Genomic DNA, 21,873 nt, shown 5'->3' with positions numbered 1-21,873 from the left:
AATTTGCGACCTGCTGGAATTATAATGAGGACCAATGAACACAAAACTGGTATCAGGGTATTTCGCCCATACGGAAGGTGCCGCCGCCAAAAGTGTGTCGAAGCCTTTGTAAGCAAGCTTTTGCCCGAGAAACAATACCATTTTCTCTCGGATGCGGAACTGTCGCTTGAATTGTGCCGCGTCAAACCGGTCCGCCAGTAACGGTCCGACGCCGATAAGGCAGATGCGGTTTTCAAGAACGCCCAAACGCTTCATCTCTTCCTCTTCGGCCGCAGTAAAGACGAAAACACCATCGGCCCGTCGCAGCAAGCGAAAGAAGTTTCGCATGACGAAGCGACCGAACGAGGACTGCATTCGCGGACTGAAATTGGGAGTGATGAAGAAACGAGCCGCACGTTTTCGCGCGAACGCGTAGGAAGCCCAAGAAAAATGCTCGCGGCCGCTGCGAATGTTGTGCACGATATCCATGCGGCCTGGCACCTGTTCGAAGCGGCGCGCGAAATAGGCGCTGATTGGCCAATAACAGAGTTCAGGCAGCATGAAGCAGCCTGGCAGGAGCGGCGCCATCCAGCACCGGGCTGAGAAGCTTGGCTGAAACCGATAAACAGGAATCCCTTGCGCGTCATATTGATCATCCCCCCACGGGGCAAACAGGGTGGAGTCCAACAAATAGCGGTTACGCTGGTCTTTCCACTGAGCGATGGCAGCGACTTCATGGCCCCTCTCCCGAAGCAGTCGCCCGATCTTAAACCAATGCAATTGGGCCCCACCCACGCTCGGAAAATAGGCTGTGGCCGTGTGGACAATCCTCATGGAATTACAGACTAGTCGTGCACAGTAAGGTAAAAGTGCTGCCATTCAGGAAGAAAGCCACTCCACGCAATCGGCTCTCAAACCGCGGAAGAACACTGGGCTACTGCTCCAAAAAGCCCAATTCGAAGACCCGAGCGTCAACGACCGAGAGTAAGTTGGCAACATTTCTTGTACGATGGATGGTGCAACGCTAGAAGGCAATTAAGAATCCGCCTCAGACACGACGACAAATTCGCGTGACCGCGATGCAAAGACTGCATTAGCTTTCATCCGACTATGGTCCGCGAGCGTCTGGACAACTGGTGCGAAAAAGGAATCCTCTTTTTAGTTCTTGCGATTCTGATGTTCGGCCCGCTGGCGACCGGCGCCGTGCGCCCCGCAGAATTCCTGGTTGTTCAAGCACTAACGTCGGCGGCCGCATTGCTCTGGCTGCTACGGTTCTGGCTGAATCCGGGCCATCACGTAATGTGGCCGCCAATCTGCTGGGCGGTAGTGGCTGTTGTCGTTTACGCAATCGCGCGTTATCAACAAGCGGATATTGAGTATGCGGCGCGACAGGAACTAATCCGCGTCTTGGTATACTCTCTCCTGTTTTTTGCGATCCTTAACAATTTGGCCAGACAGGAAACAACTCAACTGATCAGTTTCGTAATGATCTTTTTGGCACTGGCAATATCGATGTACGGGATCTTCCAGTTTGCTACGAACTCCGAATACGTCTGGCACTTCGTCAAACCGGTCGTGTTTCGAAAGCGCGGTTCTGGAACCTACATCAACCCGAACCATCTAGCCGGTTTCCTCGAGTTGCTGGCGCCTCTCGGCCTGGCATATGCGTTGACGGGGCGGCTTGGCCACGTTCTCCGGATCTCTCTCGGTTATGCTTCCCTGGCCATGCTCGCCGGCATCTCCGTTACTCTTTCTCGCGGCGCTTGGATTTCCACGGGTGTATCACTGGGACTGTTTTTTGTCCTCTTGATTCAACGCCGAGAGCAAAGGCTCCCGGCGTTGATTGTTGTCGCCGGATTGATCGCCGCGGGTGCCTACTTTTATTTAAGCGCAGATCGCGTTCACAAACGAGTTGAAAACGTTCTTTCGGTTGAATCCCCGGACAGTGCGCGAGGTCGTATCTGGCTTTGGCAGCCAACGATGAAAATGTGGCAAGATCATCCTTGGTGCGGTGTCGGGCCGGCCCACTTCGATTACCGGTTTCCTGAGTATCGCCCCCCTGAGATCCAGGCCAGGCCGGGCTTCGCCCATAATGACTATTTGAACACCTTGGCCGACTGGGGGTTGGTGGGTACCTCGTTGATTGTGGCCGCGTTCGTGCTCCTTTACGTGGGTGTGTTCAAGACTTGGAAATTTGTGAGCCGTGATCAAAGTGTGTTGGGAACCAAGCCAAGCAATCGGGCCGCATTCGTTCTTGGCGCATCTGTCGGACTTGTAGCGATCCTCATTCATTCATTCACCGACTTCAACATGCACGTCCCGGCGAACGCGATTCTTGCCGTCACTCTGATGGCTTTACTTTCCGGATATTTGAGGTTCGCGACCGACCGTTATTGGATCAATCCAGGCTTGATTGGACGCATTATTGCCACTGTCGTCGGAATCATCGTCGTTTTCTATCTTGGGCAACAAGGTTACCGACGAGGACGGGAATACGCCCAACTCGAACTCGCTGCAAAGGAGACCGCATACACTCCGAAAATGATGGCGGCGCTGCGCGCGGCGGCGGCCATCGAACCTGAAAATTTTGAAACGACCTATGCCCTCGGGGAGGCGCTCCGTCGGGTGGGGTGGGACGGGGACAGCGGTTCTGAAAAGCTAATCTCCGAAGCCATGCACTGGTTTCAACAGGGAATACGTCTCAACCCGTACGACCCATATAACTATATGAAATTCGGAATGTGCCTCGATTGGTCCGGACGCCACGACGAAGCGGCGCCGTATTTCGAAATGGCGGTAAAGAGCGATCCCAACAACTATTATGTCCTCGCTCACCAGGGCTGGCACTTTGTTCAAGTCGGAGATTATTCAGCTGCGAAACCCTGGTTTGAAAAATCATTGACGTTGCAACATGCGTGGCACAACCCGATTGCAAGAACTTATCTTGCCATCGTCGACCAGAAATTGAAGGAAACGCCTACACCGCCCGCAAAGTAACCGTTCGGATTTGGCGGATCTTTTTTTGTCAGTCTCCTGTTAAATACGTGAGCGAAAAAGCTGAACAAGTTCCATCGGTCTGCTAGGTTGAGTTCGATGTCCGCCGCCAAATACTCTTTGTCTCTCTCGCGCGTGGCAGTCTTTTCTGCGCCCGATCGTTACACCGGATCGGGGACCGTGGCGGAAACTATGAGATCAGCTGTTGGCGCATTGTCGCTACCCGATACCTTCATCCGGCCCAACGACCGCGTCGTTCTCAAACCAAACTGGATCAAGGAATACGACGAGCGGTTTCCCGGCCCGGACCACTGGCAGCACGTCATCACGCATCCGGCGGTCATTGAAGCCGTCGCAAGCTGGGCGGCAGAGAAGTTGCAGGGCAAAGGCTCGGTCACGATTTGCGATGCGCCACAAACGGATTCCTCTTTTTCAAAAATCCGCGAATACTGCGATCTGGACCTCATGCTGGCCCGGGTCCGCAAGGATTTTCCCGGAGTCGAATTCAGTCTGCTCGACCTGCGCCCGGAGGAATGGCACACCATCGACGGAGTAACCATCTCCAAAACTCAGTTAACTGGCGATCCCAACGGACACACACGCATCGAGCTGAATTCGGCAAGTGAATTTGTTGGCTATCAAGGCATGAGCCGACTCTACGGCGCCTCCTACGACATGGCGGAGACGAATGCAAAACACAACGGGACACATCACGAGTATCTGTTGTGCCGCACGCCGATGGATGCCGACGTGTTGATTAACATTCCCAAGCTGAAGACGCACAAGAAAGTCGGTGTCACATGCGCACTGAAGAACCTGGTGGGCATCAATGCGAACAAAAACTGGCTGCCGCATCATACGGAAGGAACGCCTGCCGACGGCGGCGATCAATTTCCATCCGTAACCGCCAAAGCCCGTTTGGAGCAGGCTTGGATGGGCACGGCCAAACGCTGGCTGAAGGGGCGGCCTAATCTGTCACGGCTGTTTGTTCCGATAAAAAAGGCAGGGCGCCTCGTTTTTGGCGACACGCAGAAGGTGATTCGTTCCGGCAACTGGCACGGCAATGACACCTGCTGGCGCATGGTCCTCGATCTCAACAAATGCCTCTTTTCCTTCGACGGGGACGGTCAACCGCGGAAAAAGCCACTGCGGTATCTGACAGTCGTGGATGGCATCATTGCCGGGGAGGGGAATGGGCCGATGTCGCCCGATCCGAAACCATGCGGCGTCGTCATCGCCGGCACGCACCCTGTCGCTGTCGATTGTGTGGCAGCGACGTTGATGGGATTTGACTGGCAGAAGCTGCGCCTCTTGAAAAACAGTTTTCGCATCCACGAATTGAATTTTGTTCCATTCTCACCGGACGAGATCGTCGTCGTTTCCAGCAGGCCGGCTTGGACGAGCAGGCTTGACGCAATCCAGGAAACATTTGATTTCAAGCCCCACTTCGGCTGGGTTGGCGCAATCGAGAAGCGGCGCCATACGACAACTGTCTGAGGTGACCCGGCGTCAGTTTCGCAAAGAACAAACTGGCCAGACACCCGATTTCCTCTCATCATCCCCTGCACTCATGGAAGCCAGACCGTCAGTGGCCAATGTTCATTCGTTCTGGAACACCGAAGCCTGCGGGTCACACTTTGTCCGGGACTACGCGAGTGAAAAGGAGTTCTTCGAAAAGTTTCGCGAACACCGCTATCGCACAGAATGGCACATCCCACTGCTGGTTCCGTTCACCGAATCGAAAGGGAAGAAGGTGCTGGAAATCGGCACGGGCAACGGCGCGGATGGCGCCATGTTTGCCCTCAATGGTGCTTGCTACACGGGCGTCGATTTGACCGAGGCGGCGCTGGAGGCCACGCGAAAGCATTTCGCAGCCCTTGGACTGGGCGGCTCGTTCCAAAAGGAGAACGCCGAGCGACTCAGCTTCCCGGATGCAAGTTTCGATCTCGTTTACTCGCACGGCGTACTGCATCACACTCCCAACCCGCAGGCGGCCATCAACGAGGTACATCGCGTTCTCAAGCCGGACGGGCACGCAATCATCATGCTCTATCACAGGCACAGCTTTAATTATTACGTTCGGATCATGAGTTTCATGCGACTGCGCGTTTTCTTGAAGCTATTGTCGCGCGCAGGCCGCTGGCGACGCGATCGCGAGCGAGTTCTCACCGAATCGCTTGCAGGATTGCGTGGCAACAGCGACAACAGGGTATGGAAAATCCATTACCATAACTTTCTCAGGGAAGGATGGAGCTACCTGAGACCGGAAAACTTCGTTCACCACTGCACCGATGGACCGGAATGCCCCGTCGCATTTGCTTTCACCAGGCCGGAGGCGAACAGGCTTTTTTCGCACTTCCGCGGTCTCCGCATGAATGTCGCGCACCTTCCGTTGAACAAGTATCCATTGGTAAACCGGCTCCCGTTCAGTGTGGAGAAATTGCTGGCGGCGAGGATCGGCTGGTACCTGTTTATCTTCGCCACGAAATAGACTGTCACGCGACACGACTCCCGACATGTGCGGCATTGCAGGCATCTGGGGCGAAGCCAACGAGGATCTGATCCGTCGAATGACGGCTGTCATCTCTCATCGTGGCCCGGATGATTTTGGCACCAAAGTTTTTGTCCACTCCGGCCGGCAGGTTTCGTTGGGCCATCGCCGCCTGAGCATCATCGACTTGAGCCCGGCCGGTCACCAGCCAATGGCCAACGAGGATGGAAGTGTCTGGGTCGTCTTCAACGGTGAGATTTACAATTTTCCCGAGCTCCGCAAGTTTCTCCTGGCAGCTGGCCATCAATTTCGATCCCGGACGGACACCGAAGTGCTGATTCACGGCTACGAGGAATGGGGAATCGACCTCGTCAAAAAACTGAATGGTATTTTCGCGTTCGCGCTGTGGGATTCCAGGCTCAAATTGCTTCATCTCGCCCGCGACCGCTACGGCGTCAAGCCGCTCTATTATTGGGAACAGGACGACCGGCTGCTGTTTGCTTCCGAGATCAAGTCTCTTCTCTGCGATCCACACCTCGACCGGGAACTTGATCCGGACGCCCTTCTCGCCTACGCCCGGTTCCGTTATTGCCCCGAACCGCTGACCTTGTTCAGACACGTGCGCAAAGTTCCGCCGGCACACGTTATGACGTTCGGCGATGGAAAAAGATCAGCTTCGTGTTTCTACGAACTGACGTATAATGACACCCGCTGCGCGGAGGACGAAAGGACCCTGACACGCGAGTTGCGCGACCTCCTCCACGAAACGGTTCGCCGTCAGATGATCAGCGACGTGCCGGTCGGCCTGTTCTTGAGCGGCGGGGTTGACTCCGGCGGCCTGTTGGCAATGGCAAGCAGTTTGACAACTGAACGACTCAAAACTTTCACCATCGGTTTCCGCCGTGAAGATCAGCGCTTTGAAGGTCAGCCGGATGACATCCGCTTTGCGCGCGAGCTGGCAGACCGGTTTGGAACAGATCATCAGGAAATCATCCTGGAGCCGAAAATTGTCGATCTGCTGCCGAAGGTGATCTGGCACCTGGACGATCCGGTCGCCGACCCGGCGGCCATCACCAGCTATTTGATTTGCCAGGCGGCGCGCCAGCAGAACACGAAAGTGCTGCTCAGCGGGCAGGGTGGCGACGAAGTTTTTTGCGGCTACCCATGGCATCTGGCGGTTCGACTCTCCCGGTTTTATGATCGTTTGCCAAAGCGCATCCGCGTTTTGCTCGGAAAACTTCTGGACAGACTCCCGGCGTCAAAAGGCGGACCGTTGACCGCCACGTTCCGGCGTTTGCGAAAGTTCAACGCTGGAGCCTCGCTCGAATTTGAAGACCGCCTGATCGGCTTTCTGTCCTACGCCTACGACGAGAATCTTCACGGACTGCTGGGCGAACGTTATGCCGATTCGATCAAGGCCGGTCTGCCCGAGCGAACCCATCGGGACCTGCTGAAGAAATCGGACGGCTGGCACTACATCGACCGCATGCTACACCTCGACATGGGAACGTTCCTTCCTTCGCTCAACCTGGCTTACACCGACAAAACCAGCATGGCTTTTGGCGTCGAAGTGCGCGTGCCTTATATCGACAACGAGGTGGTGGACTTTATGTCGAGTGTTGCACCAGGCTTGAAAATGCGCGGATCGACCCGAAAGTACCTGATGAAACGGGCGCTTCGCGGACTGTTGCCAGCTCACATTCTGAACAGGAAAAAAGCCGGCTTTGGAGCGCCCATCCGCACCTGGATTGTTTCCGATTTGAAGGAAATGATCGGCGATCTGCTTTGCGAATCGAACCTCAAACGCCGCGGCTTTTTCAATCCGGATTACGTCCACCGGTTGATCCAGGAAAACGCCTCCGGACGCCACGACTACAATTACCTCATCTACATTCTGCTGAACTTTGAACTGTGGTGCCGTGTGTACCTGGACAAACAAGCGCCATGAGCCTGGAAGACAAACTTTATCCTCTGCTGGACTCCTACAACGCGCTGCCGCGCTGGCTCCAATCGGTGCTCGGGACCGCTTATCGGCAGTTACCTCAAAGCTGGCGTTACGGCGCGCGTTACGGTGAATTCAAAAAAATTGCCATGGAGGGTGAGCACTGGCCGCTCGAAGAGACCCAACACTACCAGCTCAAGCAACTCCGCGCCGTGCTGCACCACGCGGCCAGCCATTGTCCGTACTACCAGCGTAGTTTTGGCCGTGCAGGATTTCGTCCTGAAAACGTGCACAGTCCAAAGGATCTGAAAGATTGTCCGTTCCTCGAAAAAAGAGATTTGCAGGAGCATTTGACCGATATGGTTTCCACGGAACTACGGGCGTCGCAACGTCTCTACATGACCACGGGGGGTTCGACCGGCGTGCCGGTGGGTTTTTATCTGCAGAAGGGCGTCAGCCGTCCGAAAGAACAGGTATTTCTGGAAACCCTGTGGCGGCGCGCGGGGTATTTCGACGGGGCGCGTCTGGCGGTTATTCGTGGTCACGTTGTAAGTTCGCAGGCGCAGGGCCGGATTGTTTCCTACGACGCCACGCGCAACTGGATGCTGCTTTCGTCCTATCACTTGACGCTCGATCGTCTGCCGGAATACCTGGAGGCCCTGGAAAAATTCAGGCCTGATTTTGTTCACGCATACCCCTCGGCCGCCCTGCAACTCGCGGAATATCTTGAAAAATCAGGCCATGCATGGCGCTTGCCGCTGCGTGGACTGCTTTGCGGCTCGGAACGGCTGACCCTTCCTCAGAAACGCCTGCTGGAACGCGTTTTCAATTGCCGCGTTTACCGGTGGTATGGCCATGCCGAGCGGGTCGCGCTGGCGGGGGAAGGCGCGCAGTCCGAACTCTATTATTTTTTTCCGCAGTATGGGTTTGTCGAATTCGGACCTCCGGACAACGAGGGGCTGTGTGAAATCATCGGGACCTCGTTTCACAACATGGCCATGCCGCTCATTCGTTACCGCACCGGCGATTACGCCCGACTGGCTCAGCCGACGGACGCGTCCAACCTTGAGCACCCCTGGCCCGCGGCCGTGGAAATCGCCGGACGGCAGCAGGAATATCTTGTCAGTGCGACCGGACGGCGCATTTCGCTCACTGCTTTCAACATGCACGACACGGCATTCGATGATTTGTATGCGGTGCAGTTTTATCAGGATCAGCCGGGCGCTGCAGAATTCCGCTATATCGCGGGTCCGCAGTTTCATTCTTCCCGACTGCTGAAAATCGAGGAAGCGATTCTACACAAGCTGGGGGACGATTTCACAATCACCTTTCGCGAGGTCAAGGAAGTGGACAAGACCGCTCGCGGAAAACACCGCTGGCTCGTCAGCAAACTGCCCGGGGCGGGCATCCAGGATTAACTCGAGGATCAATGACGAAAATGGCGCACCCCGGTGAAGACCATCGCCATCCCGCGTTTGTCGGCGGCTGTAATCACTTCCGCGTCGCGCACGGACCCGCCGGGCTGTATGGCCGCCGTGGCCCCGGCTTTTGCCGCGGCAATCAATCCGTCGGGAAACGGAAAAAAAGCATCACTGCAAACGACGCTCCGCTTGAGCGAAAGGCCGGCGTCCTTCGCCTTCCACACGGCAAGCCGGCTCGCATCCACGCGGCTCATCTGGCCGGCGCCGATGCCCAGCGTGCGACCTTTGCCCGCATAGACGATCGCGTTCGATTTCACATGCTTCGCGACCCGCCAGCCAAACAGCATCGTCTCCAGTTCTGCCCGGGTCGGTTTTCGCTTCGTCACCACTTTCAAGTCCGCGCCGGCGGCGGTTTTCAAATCGCGCTCCTGCATCAGGTAGGAATCCGCGCCAACGCTGTGGACGTCCCACGGCGCGGCGGTCCGCGGATTCCTCAGCGTTTTTATCAACCGCAGGCTCTTCTTCCTCTGCAGCAGTAACAGTGCGTCGGCCGTAAAGTCCGGCGCGACGATCACCTCACTGAAAATCTCCGCGATGCACCGCGCACACGGCAAATCCAGCGGCCTGTTCACGACGATGATCCCGCCGAAGGGCGCCTGGTTGTCCGTAGCGAACGCCCGCTTCCACGCTTCGCGCAGATTTTTCCCCTGTCCCACGCCGCACGGATTCGTATGCTTCAGAATGGCCAGCGTCGGTGGATCATTCTCAAATTCACCGATCAAATTTGCGGCGGCCGTCAAATCCAGGATGTTGTTGAAGGAAAGTTCCTTGCCGTTCAGTTGTTGAAAGTACTCCGAAAATCGCCCGTAGAGCGCCGCGCGTTGATGTGGGTTTTCGCCGTAACGAAGAGCCTGCACCTGCGGTGTTTCCAGGACCAGGGTCTGCGGCAGTGCGGTCGTCGGCTGCTCCAGTGGCAAGGGTGATTGAACGGCTCGGGCGGGCACGGGCGCGGGTGCGCCCGCGCCGAAAACCTTGATAAAATGCGTGGCAATGGCGGCGTCATAGGCGGACGTGTGCGCAAACACCCGCGCGGCAAGCTTGCGACGGAATTCCAGCGTGGTGCCGCCTCGAACTTTGATTTGCGCGGCCACCTCATTGTAGTCGTTGGGATCCATTACGACGGTCACGTGCGCGTGGTTTTTCGCCGCGCTGCGGAGCATCGAGGGCCCGCCGATATCGATGTTTTCAATGGCCTCATCCAGGGTGACACCCGGCTTCGCCACAGTTTGCTCGAAGGGGTACAGGTTCACCACGACCAGGTCGATCGGCCCGATGCCGTGCTTCTTCACCGCCGCTTCGTGCGCGGGATTGCCGCGCAGGTAAAGCAAACCGCCGTGCACTTTGGGATGCAGTGTTTTTACGCGGCCGTCGAGCATTTCAGGAAAACCGGTGTAATTGCTCAGTTCAATCACCGACAGGCCGGCTTCACGCAGCGCTTTGGCGGTGCCGCCGGTCGAAACCAGTTCGACGTTCGATGTCACGAGGGCCTGCGCAAACGGGATGAGCCCGGTCTTGTCGAATACCGAGATGAGCGCGCGCTGAATTGTCGCCATAACCGGCGGCTAAAATCCTCCAGAAACTTTGACCGAGTCAACGCCAAACCCGCCTGGCGGTCAGAATTTTTTCCGCACCGCCATGACCAGATTGTCCGCCAGTCCCGCGGCGACAAGCAGCCGTTCGGCGCCTGAATAAATCCAGCGGACCGGCCGCAGGAGCGGATGCTGCTTTAATGCTGTGGTGCGTCTCAACAGGCGCGCCCGCTCTTCGTCCGCCACCCGCTTCACGCCGCCGCCGACATCCTTCAGAATCACGGCAGGATTAAAATGCGACTGGCTCAGTCGGACGATTTCAAACCCGGGCTCCGTCGCCGCAAACTGCCTGAGTGTCGTTGCCGTAAAATAATTGACATGGTCCGGCATGATGTAACGGTATTTTACTCCAAGCCATCGGGCCGCCAGGGATTTCAGGTTCGGCACCAGGACAAAACAATGCCCGCCCGGTTTCAGAACCGACCGCGCTCTCGACAAAAATCTCCGCGGCTGGACCAGATGCTCGATGACGGCCCAGAATGTAATGGCGTCAAAACGCCTCGCTCCGAAATCAAAATCCAGGAACGACTCGCGGATGGTTTCGATTCCGCGCCCTTCGGCGTAATCGAGGGCGGCGCTGGCGACGTCCATTCCTGTGACGGAGTAATCTTCCGGGAAAAGCCTTTTCAACTGAAACAGAAACGCGCCGGTCGAGCAGCCGACATCCAGCACGGCGCCCGCCCGGCAGTAAGCGCGAAAAAACCGCAGTTCCCGCTTGAATCGCACGGGAGCGTAATCACCCTCGAGTTTGTCCGGAGACAAATAAAACGGCGCGCCGAGACGGTCGTAGAACTTTCCCGAGGCCAGCTCCGGTTCCACCGGACTGGCATAGATCATCGAACAGACCCGGCAACGCGTGAGGCGTAGCGAACCTTTTTTCATGAACAGGTCCGCGTCCTTTCCTTCGCACAGCGGACAGAATCGCTGCACCTGGCCGGTTGGTTCCTGATTTTCGCGCATCAGCCGCAATCTGTCGCCGTTGAGGGAATCAGTTGAACACGACCGGGCGCTCGCATCAAATAATTCCAGTGGTCGTTTTTGGCGGTGTCCAGCGCAGCGATGCTCGTCAATTCTGCGCTTGCCAAGCCGCGCAGATTTGCGAGCTTATCCGCCCGCGGTCGGATGCGCGGTTAGCTCAGTGGTAGAGCACTTCCTTGACACGGAAGGGGTCAGAGGTTCGAACCCTCTATCGCGCACCATTTTTGTTTGAGTCAGGGTTCGCTCCTCCCCTAAAATTCTCGGATGCCAACTTCTCTCAAAGACAAATGGGTTCTCATCACCGGAGCTTCCAGTGGATTCGGCGCTGCCGCCGCGCTCGCTTTTGCTCGTGAAGGTTCAAAACTGCTGCTCGGCGCCCGGCGTGTTGACCGGCTCGAAGCCGTCGCTGCGGAAGCGAAGAAAGCCGGGGCTCCCGCTGCTCACGTTCGCTCGCTTGATGTCGCCCAAACCAAAAACGTCAACGATTTTGTCGCCTGGACGCGCACGCACACCGACCGCCTCGACGTGCTCGTCAACAACGCGGGCGGTGCCAAAGGACTGGAGAAGGTGGCAGAGGGCAGGGACGAGGACTGGGAATTTATGATGCAAACGAACGTGCTCGGTGTGTTGCGGGTGACACGTGCCTGCCTGCCGTTGATGACCAACAACCCTGGCAGTTACATCCTGAACATCGGCTCCGTGGCCGGCCGCACCGCCTACGAAAACGGGGCGGCTTACTGCGGCGCGAAGGCTGCCGAGTTGTTCATCACTCGCGCGCTGCGGCTCGAATTAAATGGCACCGACGTGCGCGTCGGCACCATTGATCCCGGCCTCGCCGAAACTGAATTCTCTCTCGTGCGCTTCAAGGGGGACGCCGCGCGTGCGAAAAAGGTTTATGAAGGTCTTGTCCCTTTGACCGCCGATGATGTCGCGGAAGCAATGGTCTGGGCCGCCAGCCGTCCTCCACACGTCTGCATTGACGAAATGGTCATCAAATGCACCGACCAGGCGGAGGTGTATAAAGTCCATCGGCGCGCGCAGGCCAAATAAGCTTTCCGGCGGCAGTGCCGGCCGTAAGTCATCAACTAGGGCGGGGCGGCTCAAGCTTCTCACCGCCGATTTGTCAGAGCATCCTCCGGTTAATGGATTCACCTGAGGCCGCTCTATTTTGGCCATGCACCACTCACGAAATCACGCGGCTGAAGTTTGGCGGGATCCACGACTATGTGTTTGATCCGCTCGCGTTTCCAGGTGTAGGTCGCATGCACCAGGCCGTCGGTGGTTTGAATCACCGCAGGGTAGGAAAACTCGAGGTCACCGGGCTGATTTTCAAGAACCAGCGCAGCCTCCCAGTGTTCGCCGTCATTCGAAACCGCCACGTTCAGCATCGCGCGCGATTTGGAACTGTGATTGTAAACCAGCAGCGCGCGTCCGTCCCTGAGCATAACCGAATCGATCGCACTGTTCGGATTGGGCAGCGCCGAGCGCTTCGGTGGACTCCAGCTTTTCCAGTCGTCGCCCATCCTGCTTTCAAAGATGCTCCCTTGTTTGCTGCGCAGGAGGATTTGCGTTCTACCGGACGGCCATTGCAGAATCGTCGGCTGGATAAGACCCGGATTCTTGCCGTCGTTCAACGAGGGCGTGCGTTCCCAGGTCTGCCCAAAATCGGGGGTGCGCTCCATGTGGATTTGCCAGCCGTGATCCTCGGTGCTCGCGCCGCAAAGCAATGACGCATCCGCGAGTTGCACCGGTTTGTTTCGCACAGGCCCAACCTGACCGTCCGGCAACCGGCGCGGTTTGGTCCAGGTCGCGCCGTTGTCAGTCGAGGTCATCAACATGCCCCACCAGGCGGATGGACTCGGCCCAACCTTGAAAAACAGCAGCAGGGGTCCGTTTTTCGGTTGAAACAACACCGGGTTCCAACAAGGAAACCGGGTTTTGCCGTCCGCTTGAATGCCATCGGCTACCTGTTCCGGCGCGGACCATTTGCCGTCGCGTTGGCGCGCCGTCCAGATGACCACTTCCGGATGCCGTTCGTGCGGCCCGCCAAACCAGGCCGCCAACAATCCGTCCTTTGTTTCCACTATCGTCGAAGCATGACTGCTCTTGAACGGCGCCGTTTCAAAAATAAATTCGGATTTCACCAGGCCCGGTTGATGGTCTTGCAGTTTTGAAGGGGCCGGTCTCGATTCGCCGGGCAGGCAGACGACGATCATTCCCAGACCCAGAAGCAGGCCGAAGATTCTCGATTGCATATTGTCGTTGCGTTCGGCGGTGGTCGCCTCTGTCCGGACCTATTTTTTTGGCGCGGTGATCATTGGGAAGTTGTCGGTACGGAACGGCGACGCGGGAAGGCCTTCGTGATTGAACAGGTTGACCACAGGGTAGTCCGCCCACCCATAACGAACCGCGACCGGTTTCAGTACCACAGAACTGCTCACGACGACCTTGTCGCCGTCAATTTGTGCGTCCGCCCAGATGAATTTTCCGTCCTCGCCGCAAATCGCGAATCCGCGCAGCCGCCCGCCACGCGCTTCGAGACCACTGCTCACGTGGTCGAAACTTAAAATAACCTGCTCGCCCTTGACCCTCATCTGCCGGTAGCGGGGGCCTTCGCTTTCGATTTTCTCTCCGTACGTAGTGTTCCGCGCGAGCAGCGCCAGTCGCGCGCCAACCGGCCCTTTCTTCGTCGGGTGGATGTCGTCCTTGTCACCGACGTCGGTGATGACTGCCATGCCGACCTTGGGCAGCGCTTTTGTCGCCAGCAGTTGCGCTTCGCGCAATTCGGCCCAGTCGCTGTCCCCGGGAGCGAGAGTGATCTGTTCAACGGTTCGCTTTTTGTTGCGGTCCCATGGCGCGATTTGCACGGCCAGAAACGTGAAGTCCCCCTGGCCCCAGTCCCGCCGCCAGTTGCGGATCATGTCCGGGAACAGCGTGCGATACTGCCAGGCGCGGTCCGCGTTGGACTCGCCCTGATACCAGATGGCGCCGGCAATGGCGTAAGGAATCAACGGCGCGATCATGCCGTTGTAAAGTTCGGCGGGTTTCCACGCCGGCCAGGGGCGCCCGCGCGGCGGTTCCTTGCCGGCCTTCTTGAACTCCGCGGCTTCTTTTTCCCACTTGTCCAATTCCGCCTGATACCACTTGAGCTTGTCTCCATAGGTGTCGAGAATGTCGCGTTTGTATTCGGGATTCGCGGCGAGGACTCCTTCGCGCATCCATACTTCCGCCGGCGACCCGCCCCACGATGTGTGAATCAGGCCCACCGGCACGCCCCGCGCCCTTTGCAAATCGCGACCGAAATAATAGCCCACGGCGGAAAAGTTTTTAACCGTGTCCGGATTGCATTCCTGCCAGCCCGCTTTGACGTCGTCCACCGGCCCGTTGGCCTTCAGTTTTGGAACCGTGAAGAGGCGAAGCTCCGAGTTTGCAGAATTGGCAATGTCTTTGTCCACTTCAAACGACGCCTTCAGCGGAAACTCCATGTTAGACTGACCGCTGCAAACCCAGACCTCACCGACCAACACGTCTTTCACCTCAATTCTGTTTCCGCCCTCGACTGTCAACAGGTCCGGCCCGCCCGCCTTCAACGCGGCCAGCTTCACCATCCATTTCCCGTTCTTCGCGGTCGTCGAAGCTTTTTTTCCGCGAAACGTGACCGTGACCTTCTCTCCTTCGTCAGCCCAGCCCCAGACCGGCACGCGCATTCCCTGCTGGAGAACCATGTGGTCGGAGAACAGGCCGGGCAGTCTGACCTCCGCGTGCGTGGCGACCACCACGCACAATGACGCCAGAAGGAGCCGGCATGAAATGGGGAAAACTCGTCGTGGATTCATGCGGACAGTGCAACGCAAGACGCCGCGTGCGTCAATCGGGAAAGCAGTTCGGTTGCGCGTTTTCAGGACGCCGCCGCGAGGTCCGCGTCAGACGCCGCGGTTTGCGCGCCAGAGCAGCACCGCGCCGACGGCCTGGAAAATGAAATTGGGCAGCCACACGATCAGATGCGGAGCCAGCTCCGGACGGGACTCAAGCGACTGGCCGACGATGATAAAACTGTAATAGGTCAGAACGAGAATAAGCGCCATCGCCACGCCGACGCTGGTTTCGCGGCGGTGCGCGCGAATCCCGAGCGGAATGCCGACGAGTGTGAACCCGATGCACGCGAACGAAAAGGCGACCTGCCGGTGAATTTGCACCCGCACCGGCATGGTCAGGTCGGCCTTGATCGCTTCAAGCTGGCGCTTCTGCTCGCGCATCTGTTCCACGGTCGCGCGCGGGATCGGTGCGGCCCGGACGCCCAACTGTTCCAGTTCACTCAGCTTCCGCCACAGTTGGCGGAACGTCATGTCGCTCAAGCTGACGCTGAACGCCGGCTGCGTGAGCGGTTTGGTGGTCAGCGTTTTTGAAATCTCCTCGAATGAGTTGACGCCGCTCCAGTTCACCAGGTCCGTTTCGTAAACATTGTACAATCGCAAATACGCGCGGTTGTTGCCGACGTCGGAAACGAGTGTCGCCCGGGCTGCGACAATGTGGTTCGTCATTTTTCCGTCCGCGTCCACGCCGTCGATCCGCACTTCGTACAGGTTGGTGCCGCTTTTTTTGCCGACGTAAACGATGTAACCCGGGAAATCGTCCATGAACCGGCCTTCCATGATCAGCGAAGTCGAGCGCTCCAGACCGATGCGGTAAAAAAGGTTTTTGTAGGCCACGCGACATTGCGGCGCGACCTGCAGATTGACCAGGGCCGAGACGCAGCTCAATCCCGCGCTCAGCAACAGCACCGGCGTAATCAGCGCTACCAGGCTGACGCCACTGGCGCGAACGGCGGTCAACTCCTGGTCGGCGCTGAAACGTCCGAAGACCAGCAGTGTCGCCGTCAACATTCCCATGGGCAGGGCAAAAACCAGAACGAAAGGGATCAGCAAGGCGACGGCCTGCAGCACGAGGCCGATGGTTGTCTGACCGTTGACGAGCAGCGCGAGGATTTCCCGGAGCACGTTTCCGAGCAGCAGCACGAAGGTAAACACGGCAACGGTCATCGCCAGCGTCGCCAGCACCTGCCGGGTCAGATAGAGATGCAGTGTTTTCATGCAGGCGCTGTTCAAGCCTCGCCAACCATGATGGCCGTTTCAGTCTCAGGGTCGGCGATCAGCATAAAAGAGCGTTGTTGCGCGCAGGAAGCATCCTTACCGACGCAGTGATTTCCAAGGTTCTTCTTCACCGACCTCCACTGTCACCGGTCCTGTGGTCTTCGCGGGGGCGAGGACCGCGAGAAAATCGAGCGCCTCGTCGCTCGCGTTGAAGGTGCCGTGAATGACGCCGGCCGGCAGATAAAGCGAGTCGCCCGGTTTCATCACGCGTTTCTCCTTTTCCACCCATTGCTCCGCGGCGCCGGACAGGATGTAAAGCATTTCCTCCATCGCGGGATGAAAATGAAACTTGTGCGCCTCGCCCGGCGGAAGTTGCGCGCGGACGAACAGGAAGTTCGTGTCCCTGACCATCCCGGGCTTGCAATGCCAGTAGTGCGTCTTGCCGGGAAGTTTCTCGACCTCTGCCTCGTCGAAAGACACGAAACGCCAGGCCGGCGGAGATTGCTTTGCCATGAATGCAACTGTGGGTGGCGCGCAACGGACTTCAAGAAAAATGAGCCGCCGAAAATCAGGCGCGAAACGCAGGTTCCAGTCGGCGTTCCTGTATCGTTCGGGTCAACTCCGTTCCCGTCCATCCGTCACGCCCCAAATTTGCCACAACTGCGTTGCGGTTGAATCCATTTCCGAATGGTGACCCAGGGCAGCCTCGCAAGCTCGGCAACCTTGGGCTGGAGGGCGCAATTCTGTCGGGATTGTTTGCCGCCTCTACAACAACGTTTCGTTATGACCGGTCAACGGTTGAACGAATCGCAGTCACGACCGGGTATTTCCAAGGGCTACACGGCTAACTTCACCCGTCGTTTCATTTGCTCCAACACATTCGCTGTGATGCGTTGCGCGCGCGGGTCCGGTCCTTTCGGCGACGTGTAAACCGATGGTCGCACGTAGCCGGGCGGCGCCGACATTCCGTCCGCCCACCAGCACGTTGCCGCGTTGAAGACGAAGTTCCCTTTCGGGCCGGGATAAATCGTGGCGGTGTAAACGCCGCTGTTGAGTTTGCCCGGCGCGTCTTGCGTGGGGCCGGTGGCGACGATTTCGAGTCCGGGAATATTGGCAGGGTCGCCGTGCCATTCCCATCCAACTAGTCCGGGAATCCCATCACCCTTTTTCATGCCGGTCCCTTCAAAGAGCCAGTGGTCAGGTTTCGCGCAAATCCAGTCCGCGCCGCCGGTCACCGGACCGGTGCTGTGCGCGCCGATGAGTTCGTTGGCGTAAGGGCGCTCGTGCGGCAGCGTTTTCATCGCCACGAAATCGCGCGTGCCGTTTGGCGGTCCGAACACGCCCACGCGCTCGAAAGCGCGGTGGTTCGTGCCGCGCGAGTCAGGCGAAAAAAGAATCCGGCCACACACCGCGTTGCCGGAGAGAAAAGCGACGTTCAGCCCGGCGCCAATCGCTGCCTTCAACTGGTTGAACATTTCGATGGAGTAATACTCATCGTGGCCCACTGACAGAAAACCTTTCGCGCGCAACAAATTTTTCGGGTCGGCGTGAGCGTCGAGGTTCGAGATGTAAGTCACATCGTAGCCTTGCGACTCCAGCCAGTGGGCGAGCGGAAATTCCCAGAGAAACCATTCGCCGGAACCGGTCGTGAGTGGCGCGTCAAGAATCTGGCAATATTTGCCGTAAGGCCGGTTGAAGCCGACCTGAACGTTCGGCCCCCAATACCATTGGTCCTTGCCGTCATCGTAGAGGGCGAACTGGCTCGGCCAGCGATTGTACGCCTGCCAGGTCGTGTCCGAACATTGGAAAATAAAATCAGCGCGGCGGTCGTCCCGGACAATGAAGATGACGTAGCTCTGTAACCCTTCGCGCTCGGCGGTGAGTTTGCCCAGATAGACGCCACTGAGCCAGTCGCGCGGAATCTTGACGGTCGCGCACGGTTCCCACTGACAATCGCGCACGCGCTTGTCGCCGACGGGCGGGTCGGGCTCCGTCGTGCCTTTGAACGGGCCGAGGCTTGACACGTACCGTCCGCCCGCGCCGCCGTAGTAACCCATGCGATAAATGTCGAGTCTGAACGGCGATGCCGGATTGGTGCTAACGTGGAAGCTGATTGACTCGCCGGCCCGCACGCTCGTGCGCGAACAGTAACCTTCGATCCACGGACAGCGATATTTTGTCGCCGGATCAACGCGCGTGTTTGTGAGCATCCAATCCCGCGTGCCGGGCTTTTCGTTTTCACGGCGGATCAGATCGCTCTTGCCGAGAATTGATTTGCGCGTGGTGCCGCCGGAGTTTTTTTCGGTCCAGGAACAACCGCTCAACGCTGCTGCTGCGCTGGCGCCGATAACCCCCTTGAGCAAATCGCGGCGGGTGATGGAGTGGGGGTGGTTTGTGGAGTTGTCTGGTTTACGTTTGTTTTTCATTTTTAGTCGGAGGGATGCGGATTTTCTCCGGGGAGCGCACGCCGCTGGCGTGCCGGACGCGGCGGCTCGCCGCGTCCAGGGAATCCAATCGGCCACGCCACTTCATCCCGGTGTCCGACGAATCCCTTTCACACCGACCGGTCGGCGAGCCGCCGACCAGTTGCACGCGGGCCGCGTGCCCTCCCCTGCCAATCGAGGCTCTTTCAGTTAATAGCAGCTTCATTTGTCCCTGGGTAACAGCGTCGCCTCCGGCTGTCGCAAGAACGACAGCAAGTCCGCCATGTCCTGCACCGTCAGGCCCGCTTCAAGTCCATCGGGCATCAGCGATTTGCCGTCGGCCTTCAGCTCTTTAATCTGGCTTCGCCGAATCGTTGTGTCCGGCACATTCGGCCGTCGGATGGTCACGCTCGTTGCGGATTCCGCTGTGATCAAACCCGTCAAGGTCTCGCCGTCGGCAGCGGTCACCGTGTAGCTCAAAAAGTCGGGCAACACCTGTCGGCTCGGATCGAGAATGTTCATCAGCATGGTCTCGCGCGGCTGGGTCGCGATGCCGGACAAGTCCGGCCCGACCCGCGCGCCTTCGCCTTGCATGGCGTGGCATTGCAGGCAGGTCTTCGCGAAAATCTCCGCGCCATGTTTTCGATTGCCGCCCATCTGCACTGCCGGCTTGAAATGCTGCACGACCTGTTCGCGATCCGGTGAAACCGCGCTTTTAAACAATCTTTCCGCTCGCTGTTTCAACTCTGCGGTTGAGCTTCTTCGCAACGCCTGCCGCGTTGATGGATCGACCTCCGTGAGCTGCATCCGGCCCTGTTCCAGCGCGGTCAGCAACGCGTTGGCGAGCGCAGACGCGCGGGGCGTCGAAGCGACCAGTTGCTGTCGCGTGGACCTCGTGTAGCGTTCGAAACCGTCGAACGCAAAAGTGGCGGCGGCCGGATTATTCGCGTCGTTGAGCGCGGTCACGGCGCAGGACTGGACCTCCGTCGGATTTTGCGGCAGCAACAACGCGGCAAGGCTTTGGACACCCGGATGCGGCCGCCGTCCGAGCAGCCGGATGGCCGCGAGTCGGACCGGCAGCACGCGCTCCGGTGAATGCGCGATCCGTTCGGCTTCAGCCAGAATTCCGGTGAGGCTCCCGCCGGCGCCCGCCGAAGGTGGCGCCAGCAACTGTCGGATGTAAGGATTCGAGTTCTCCGCCTGCGCAAGACTGCTTAGCAGGACCATTCTTGCGTAGAATGGCTGCGCGTCCTCTTCGACGAGCCCCAACGCCGCACGCAAATCACTTTCATTGCGATTCCCGGCGAGGAGCTCGGCCAGCTTTTCGATCAACCATGCCTGGGCTTTGTCCGGCGCTTTAAACCAGCCCGGACTTTTTTCGACCAGCGCCTTCCACGCCGGCCACGGACGCGACCCGACGCTGGTAAGGACCGCCAAGACTGTCCAGTGCTCTTCGACGTCGCGTTGCGCGAGGCGCGCGAGGGTCGGAAGTTTTGCGTCGTCGCCGCCGACCTCGCCAAGCGTCAAAGCAAGCTGGAAACGAACCCGCGGATTTTTGTCATCAACGAGGTCAAACAGAGCGTGCTTGATCCGCTCAATCTCGCGGGGTGAGATTCTGTCCAGCCCTGGCGTCGAAGTGCGGCTCGCGGGGACGCTCGTCCCCCCGACGAGGAATGGCTCGGCCAGACGGATTGCATGTTCACGAACGTGCGCGTCCGAATCTTTCAATGCGGCGAGCACCGAATCCGGTGACAGAGTACCGAGGCCGTCCAACGTCCAAAGCGCGTGGAGGCGGCCAAGTGGTGAAAACGACTTGCGCGCTGTTTTCTCCAGAGCACCCACTGCGGAACGATCCTGCCGTTCCACGAGCAATCGCCGCGCGGCATCGCGCCACCAGCCATTTACGTCGCTCAAGTGTTTGACGAGTTCGCTTGATTTGGAGTGGCCGAGATTTGGTTTTGATGTTGTCGGATTCCAGTTCTTTGGATGGATGCGCCAGATGCGGCCGTGCGCTTCGCCCGTTCGCCATGGAGTCGTGTTCTTCAATTCGTCGGCGACCCAGGCCGGGTGCTCGACGAATTTGCGGTAGAAGTCCACGACATAAAGACAGCCGTCGGGTCCGGTCGTCGTGAACACGCCGTGAAACCAGGGATCCGTCGAAGCCAGGAAATCTTTGCCCGACTCTGTGCGCTCGGCGACGAAGGTCGCTCCATTCGGCAGGAGGCGCCGGCGTTGAATCAAATTGTGGACCGGCTCACAGACAAAGAAGTTGCCGTAGTAGTCAGGGCCGAGCGCGTCGCCGCGATAGACCGTCGGGCCGCACGCGGACGTGAAGTAATCCGACGCCTGCGGAATGAGCAGCGTGGGCGGCGCGAGATAATAAACGCGCCCTTTGTCATCCGGCGACGAAGCCGGCACGACGGTTTCGGTGCCGGCGAGGAGCGGCTGGCGGTCAAGGTAGCGTTGCTCGATGGCGACGTGGCGGATCGGGATGTTGTTGAAGACTGGAAAGCGATTTCCCCAATCGTCGTGCGCGCAACCGAACTGCGAGTGTCCGGCGATGGCCTCGAATTGTTTCGTGCCGGGACGAAAACGGAAGTCGCGCCGGCGGATCGACACTGCTTTGTTGGGCGGGTCATCGGCCCAGTGCACGTCCCCGTCACTGCGGCCGTTCGCGCCGTAAATCCAGTTGTCGAGTCCCCAGAACAATCCGTTCACGCGCAACTGCTGGTTGCCCTCGGCGAAACCCGTGAGGAGCACGCGCCGTTCATCGGCGTGACCGTCGCCGTCGTTGTCTTTGAAAAACAGGATGTCCGGCGCGGCGGTGACGAGCAGGCCGCCGTTCCAGGGCATGACGCCGTTGGGGAACGCGATTCTCTCCGCGAAGACAGTCGCGCGCTCGTAAT

General features: G+C 58.4%; 16 protein-coding genes and 1 tRNA gene. 7 read left to right on the top strand and 10 right to left on the bottom strand.

Features of this window, described 5'->3' with window-relative positions; translation table 11 throughout:
* Positions 1-813 (bottom strand): glycosyltransferase (locus VN887_19435; protein ID HXT42190.1); only part of this gene is annotated, 813 nt, incomplete at its 3' end.
* Between the two features lie 276 nt (positions 814-1,089).
* On the opposite strand from VN887_19435, the gene VN887_19430 reads away from it, so the two are divergent.
* The 5 genes from VN887_19430 (at position 1,090) to VN887_19410 (ending at position 8,824) form a co-directional block, all read left to right on the top strand.
* On the top strand, positions 1,090-2,976 hold the full coding sequence (locus VN887_19430) for an O-antigen ligase family protein (protein ID HXT42189.1): 1,887 nt from the start codon (positions 1,090-1,092) through the stop codon (positions 2,974-2,976).
* Positions 2,977-3,165: 189 nt separating this feature from the next.
* Positions 3,166-4,470 (top strand): DUF362 domain-containing protein, encoded by a 1,305-nt coding sequence (locus tag VN887_19425; protein HXT42188.1) that lies wholly within the window; start codon positions 3,166-3,168, stop codon positions 4,468-4,470.
* A 73-nt stretch (positions 4,471-4,543) separates the two neighbouring features.
* On the top strand, positions 4,544-5,464 hold the full coding sequence (locus VN887_19420) for a class I SAM-dependent methyltransferase (protein ID HXT42187.1): 921 nt from the start codon (positions 4,544-4,546) through the stop codon (positions 5,462-5,464).
* 25 nt (positions 5,465-5,489) lie between these two features.
* The gene (asnB, locus tag VN887_19415; GenBank protein ID HXT42186.1) at positions 5,490-7,412 is read left to right on the top strand and encodes an asparagine synthase (glutamine-hydrolyzing); all 1,923 of its coding nucleotides are present in this window, start codon (positions 5,490-5,492) and stop codon (positions 7,410-7,412) included.
* Entirely contained in the window at positions 7,409-8,824 is a 1,416-nt protein-coding gene (locus VN887_19410) for a hypothetical protein (protein ID HXT42185.1), read from the top strand. Before asnB ends, VN887_19410 begins: the two co-directional genes overlap by 4 nt.
* An 8-nt stretch (positions 8,825-8,832) precedes the next feature.
* On the opposite strand, the gene purH is transcribed toward VN887_19410, so the two are convergent.
* Both purH and VN887_19400 read right to left on the bottom strand, forming a co-directional pair.
* Positions 8,833-10,440: a bifunctional phosphoribosylaminoimidazolecarboxamide formyltransferase/IMP cyclohydrolase gene (purH, locus tag VN887_19405; protein ID HXT42184.1), complete on the bottom strand. Its 1,608-nt coding sequence runs from the start codon at positions 10,438-10,440 to the stop codon at positions 8,833-8,835.
* A 60-nt stretch (positions 10,441-10,500) separates the two neighbouring features.
* A complete protein-coding gene (locus tag VN887_19400; GenBank protein ID HXT42183.1) occupies positions 10,501-11,436 on the bottom strand; it encodes a class I SAM-dependent methyltransferase in 936 nt (311 codons plus the stop codon).
* Positions 11,437-11,600: 164 nt separating this feature from the next.
* Here VN887_19400 and VN887_19395 point away from each other — a divergent pair.
* Both VN887_19395 and VN887_19390 read left to right on the top strand, forming a co-directional pair.
* Positions 11,601-11,675, top strand: a tRNA-Val gene (locus VN887_19395).
* 43 nt (positions 11,676-11,718) lie between these two features.
* The gene (locus tag VN887_19390; protein HXT42182.1) at positions 11,719-12,504 is read left to right on the top strand and encodes an SDR family NAD(P)-dependent oxidoreductase; all 786 of its coding nucleotides are present in this window, start codon (positions 11,719-11,721) and stop codon (positions 12,502-12,504) included.
* A 113-nt stretch (positions 12,505-12,617) separates the two neighbouring features.
* Here VN887_19390 and VN887_19385 read toward each other — a convergent pair whose 3' ends face one another.
* The 7 genes from VN887_19385 to VN887_19355 all read right to left on the bottom strand — a co-directional run.
* On the bottom strand, positions 12,618-13,709 hold the full coding sequence (locus tag VN887_19385) for a sialidase family protein (GenBank protein ID HXT42181.1): 1,092 nt from the start codon (positions 13,707-13,709) through the stop codon (positions 12,618-12,620).
* Between the two features lie 39 nt (positions 13,710-13,748).
* A complete protein-coding gene (locus tag VN887_19380; GenBank protein ID HXT42180.1) occupies positions 13,749-15,290 on the bottom strand; it encodes a sialate O-acetylesterase in 1,542 nt (513 codons plus the stop codon).
* Positions 15,291-15,377: 87 nt separating this feature from the next.
* Positions 15,378-16,544, bottom strand: a complete 1,167-nt coding sequence (locus VN887_19375) for an LptF/LptG family permease (protein ID HXT42179.1) — start codon at positions 16,542-16,544, stop codon at positions 15,378-15,380.
* Between the two features lie 96 nt (positions 16,545-16,640).
* The gene (locus tag VN887_19370) at positions 16,641-17,057 is read right to left on the bottom strand and encodes a cupin domain-containing protein (protein ID HXT42178.1); all 417 of its coding nucleotides are present in this window, start codon (positions 17,055-17,057) and stop codon (positions 16,641-16,643) included.
* 323 nt (positions 17,058-17,380) lie between these two features.
* On the bottom strand, positions 17,381-18,970 hold the full coding sequence (locus VN887_19365; protein ID HXT42177.1) for a N,N-dimethylformamidase beta subunit family domain-containing protein: 1,590 nt from the start codon (positions 18,968-18,970) through the stop codon (positions 17,381-17,383).
* On the bottom strand, positions 18,954-19,193 hold the full coding sequence (locus VN887_19360) for a hypothetical protein (GenBank protein ID HXT42176.1): 240 nt from the start codon (positions 19,191-19,193) through the stop codon (positions 18,954-18,956). The genes VN887_19365 and VN887_19360 overlap by 17 nt, the downstream gene beginning before the upstream one ends.
* On the bottom strand, positions 19,190-21,873 hold a 2,684-nt coding region (locus tag VN887_19355), incomplete at its 5' end, for a PVC-type heme-binding CxxCH protein (GenBank protein HXT42175.1). The genes VN887_19360 and VN887_19355, both read right to left, overlap by 4 nt.

The organism is Candidatus Angelobacter sp., assembly GCA_035607015.1.
In the GTDB taxonomy this organism is placed as follows: Bacteria; Verrucomicrobiota; Verrucomicrobiia; order Limisphaerales; family AV2; genus AV2.
Note: the sequence above shows the minus strand (reverse complement) of the source record. Positions and strands in the feature narration are given on the sequence as shown.

Excerpts from the sequence above, each read along its gene's own strand:
- VN887_19375 (HXT42179.1), bottom strand. The coding sequence starts at position 16,544 with ATGAAAACACTGCATCTCTATCTGACCCGGCAGGTGCTGGCGACGCTG.
- VN887_19360 (HXT42176.1), bottom strand. The coding sequence starts at position 19,193 with ATGAAGCTGCTATTAACTGAAAGAGCCTCGATTGGCAGGGGAGGGCAC.
- VN887_19390 (HXT42182.1), top strand. The coding sequence starts at position 11,719 with ATGCCAACTTCTCTCAAAGACAAATGGGTTCTCATCACCGGAGCTTCC.
- purH (HXT42184.1), bottom strand. The coding sequence starts at position 10,440 with ATGGCGACAATTCAGCGCGCGCTCATCTCGGTATTCGACAAGACCGGG.
- VN887_19370 (HXT42178.1), bottom strand. The coding sequence starts at position 17,057 with ATGGCAAAGCAATCTCCGCCGGCCTGGCGTTTCGTGTCTTTCGACGAG.
- VN887_19430 (HXT42189.1), top strand. The coding sequence starts at position 1,090 with ATGGTCCGCGAGCGTCTGGACAACTGGTGCGAAAAAGGAATCCTCTTT.
- VN887_19420 (HXT42187.1), top strand. The coding sequence starts at position 4,544 with ATGGAAGCCAGACCGTCAGTGGCCAATGTTCATTCGTTCTGGAACACC.
- VN887_19425 (HXT42188.1), top strand. The coding sequence starts at position 3,166 with ATGAGATCAGCTGTTGGCGCATTGTCGCTACCCGATACCTTCATCCGG.
- asnB (HXT42186.1), top strand. The coding sequence starts at position 5,490 with ATGTGCGGCATTGCAGGCATCTGGGGCGAAGCCAACGAGGATCTGATC.
- VN887_19365 (HXT42177.1), bottom strand. The coding sequence starts at position 18,970 with ATGAAAAACAAACGTAAACCAGACAACTCCACAAACCACCCCCACTCC.
- VN887_19380 (HXT42180.1), bottom strand. The coding sequence starts at position 15,290 with ATGAATCCACGACGAGTTTTCCCCATTTCATGCCGGCTCCTTCTGGCG.
- VN887_19410 (HXT42185.1), top strand. The coding sequence starts at position 7,409 with ATGAGCCTGGAAGACAAACTTTATCCTCTGCTGGACTCCTACAACGCG.
- VN887_19400 (HXT42183.1), bottom strand. The coding sequence starts at position 11,436 with ATGCGCGAAAATCAGGAACCAACCGGCCAGGTGCAGCGATTCTGTCCG.
- VN887_19385 (HXT42181.1), bottom strand. The coding sequence starts at position 13,709 with ATGCAATCGAGAATCTTCGGCCTGCTTCTGGGTCTGGGAATGATCGTC.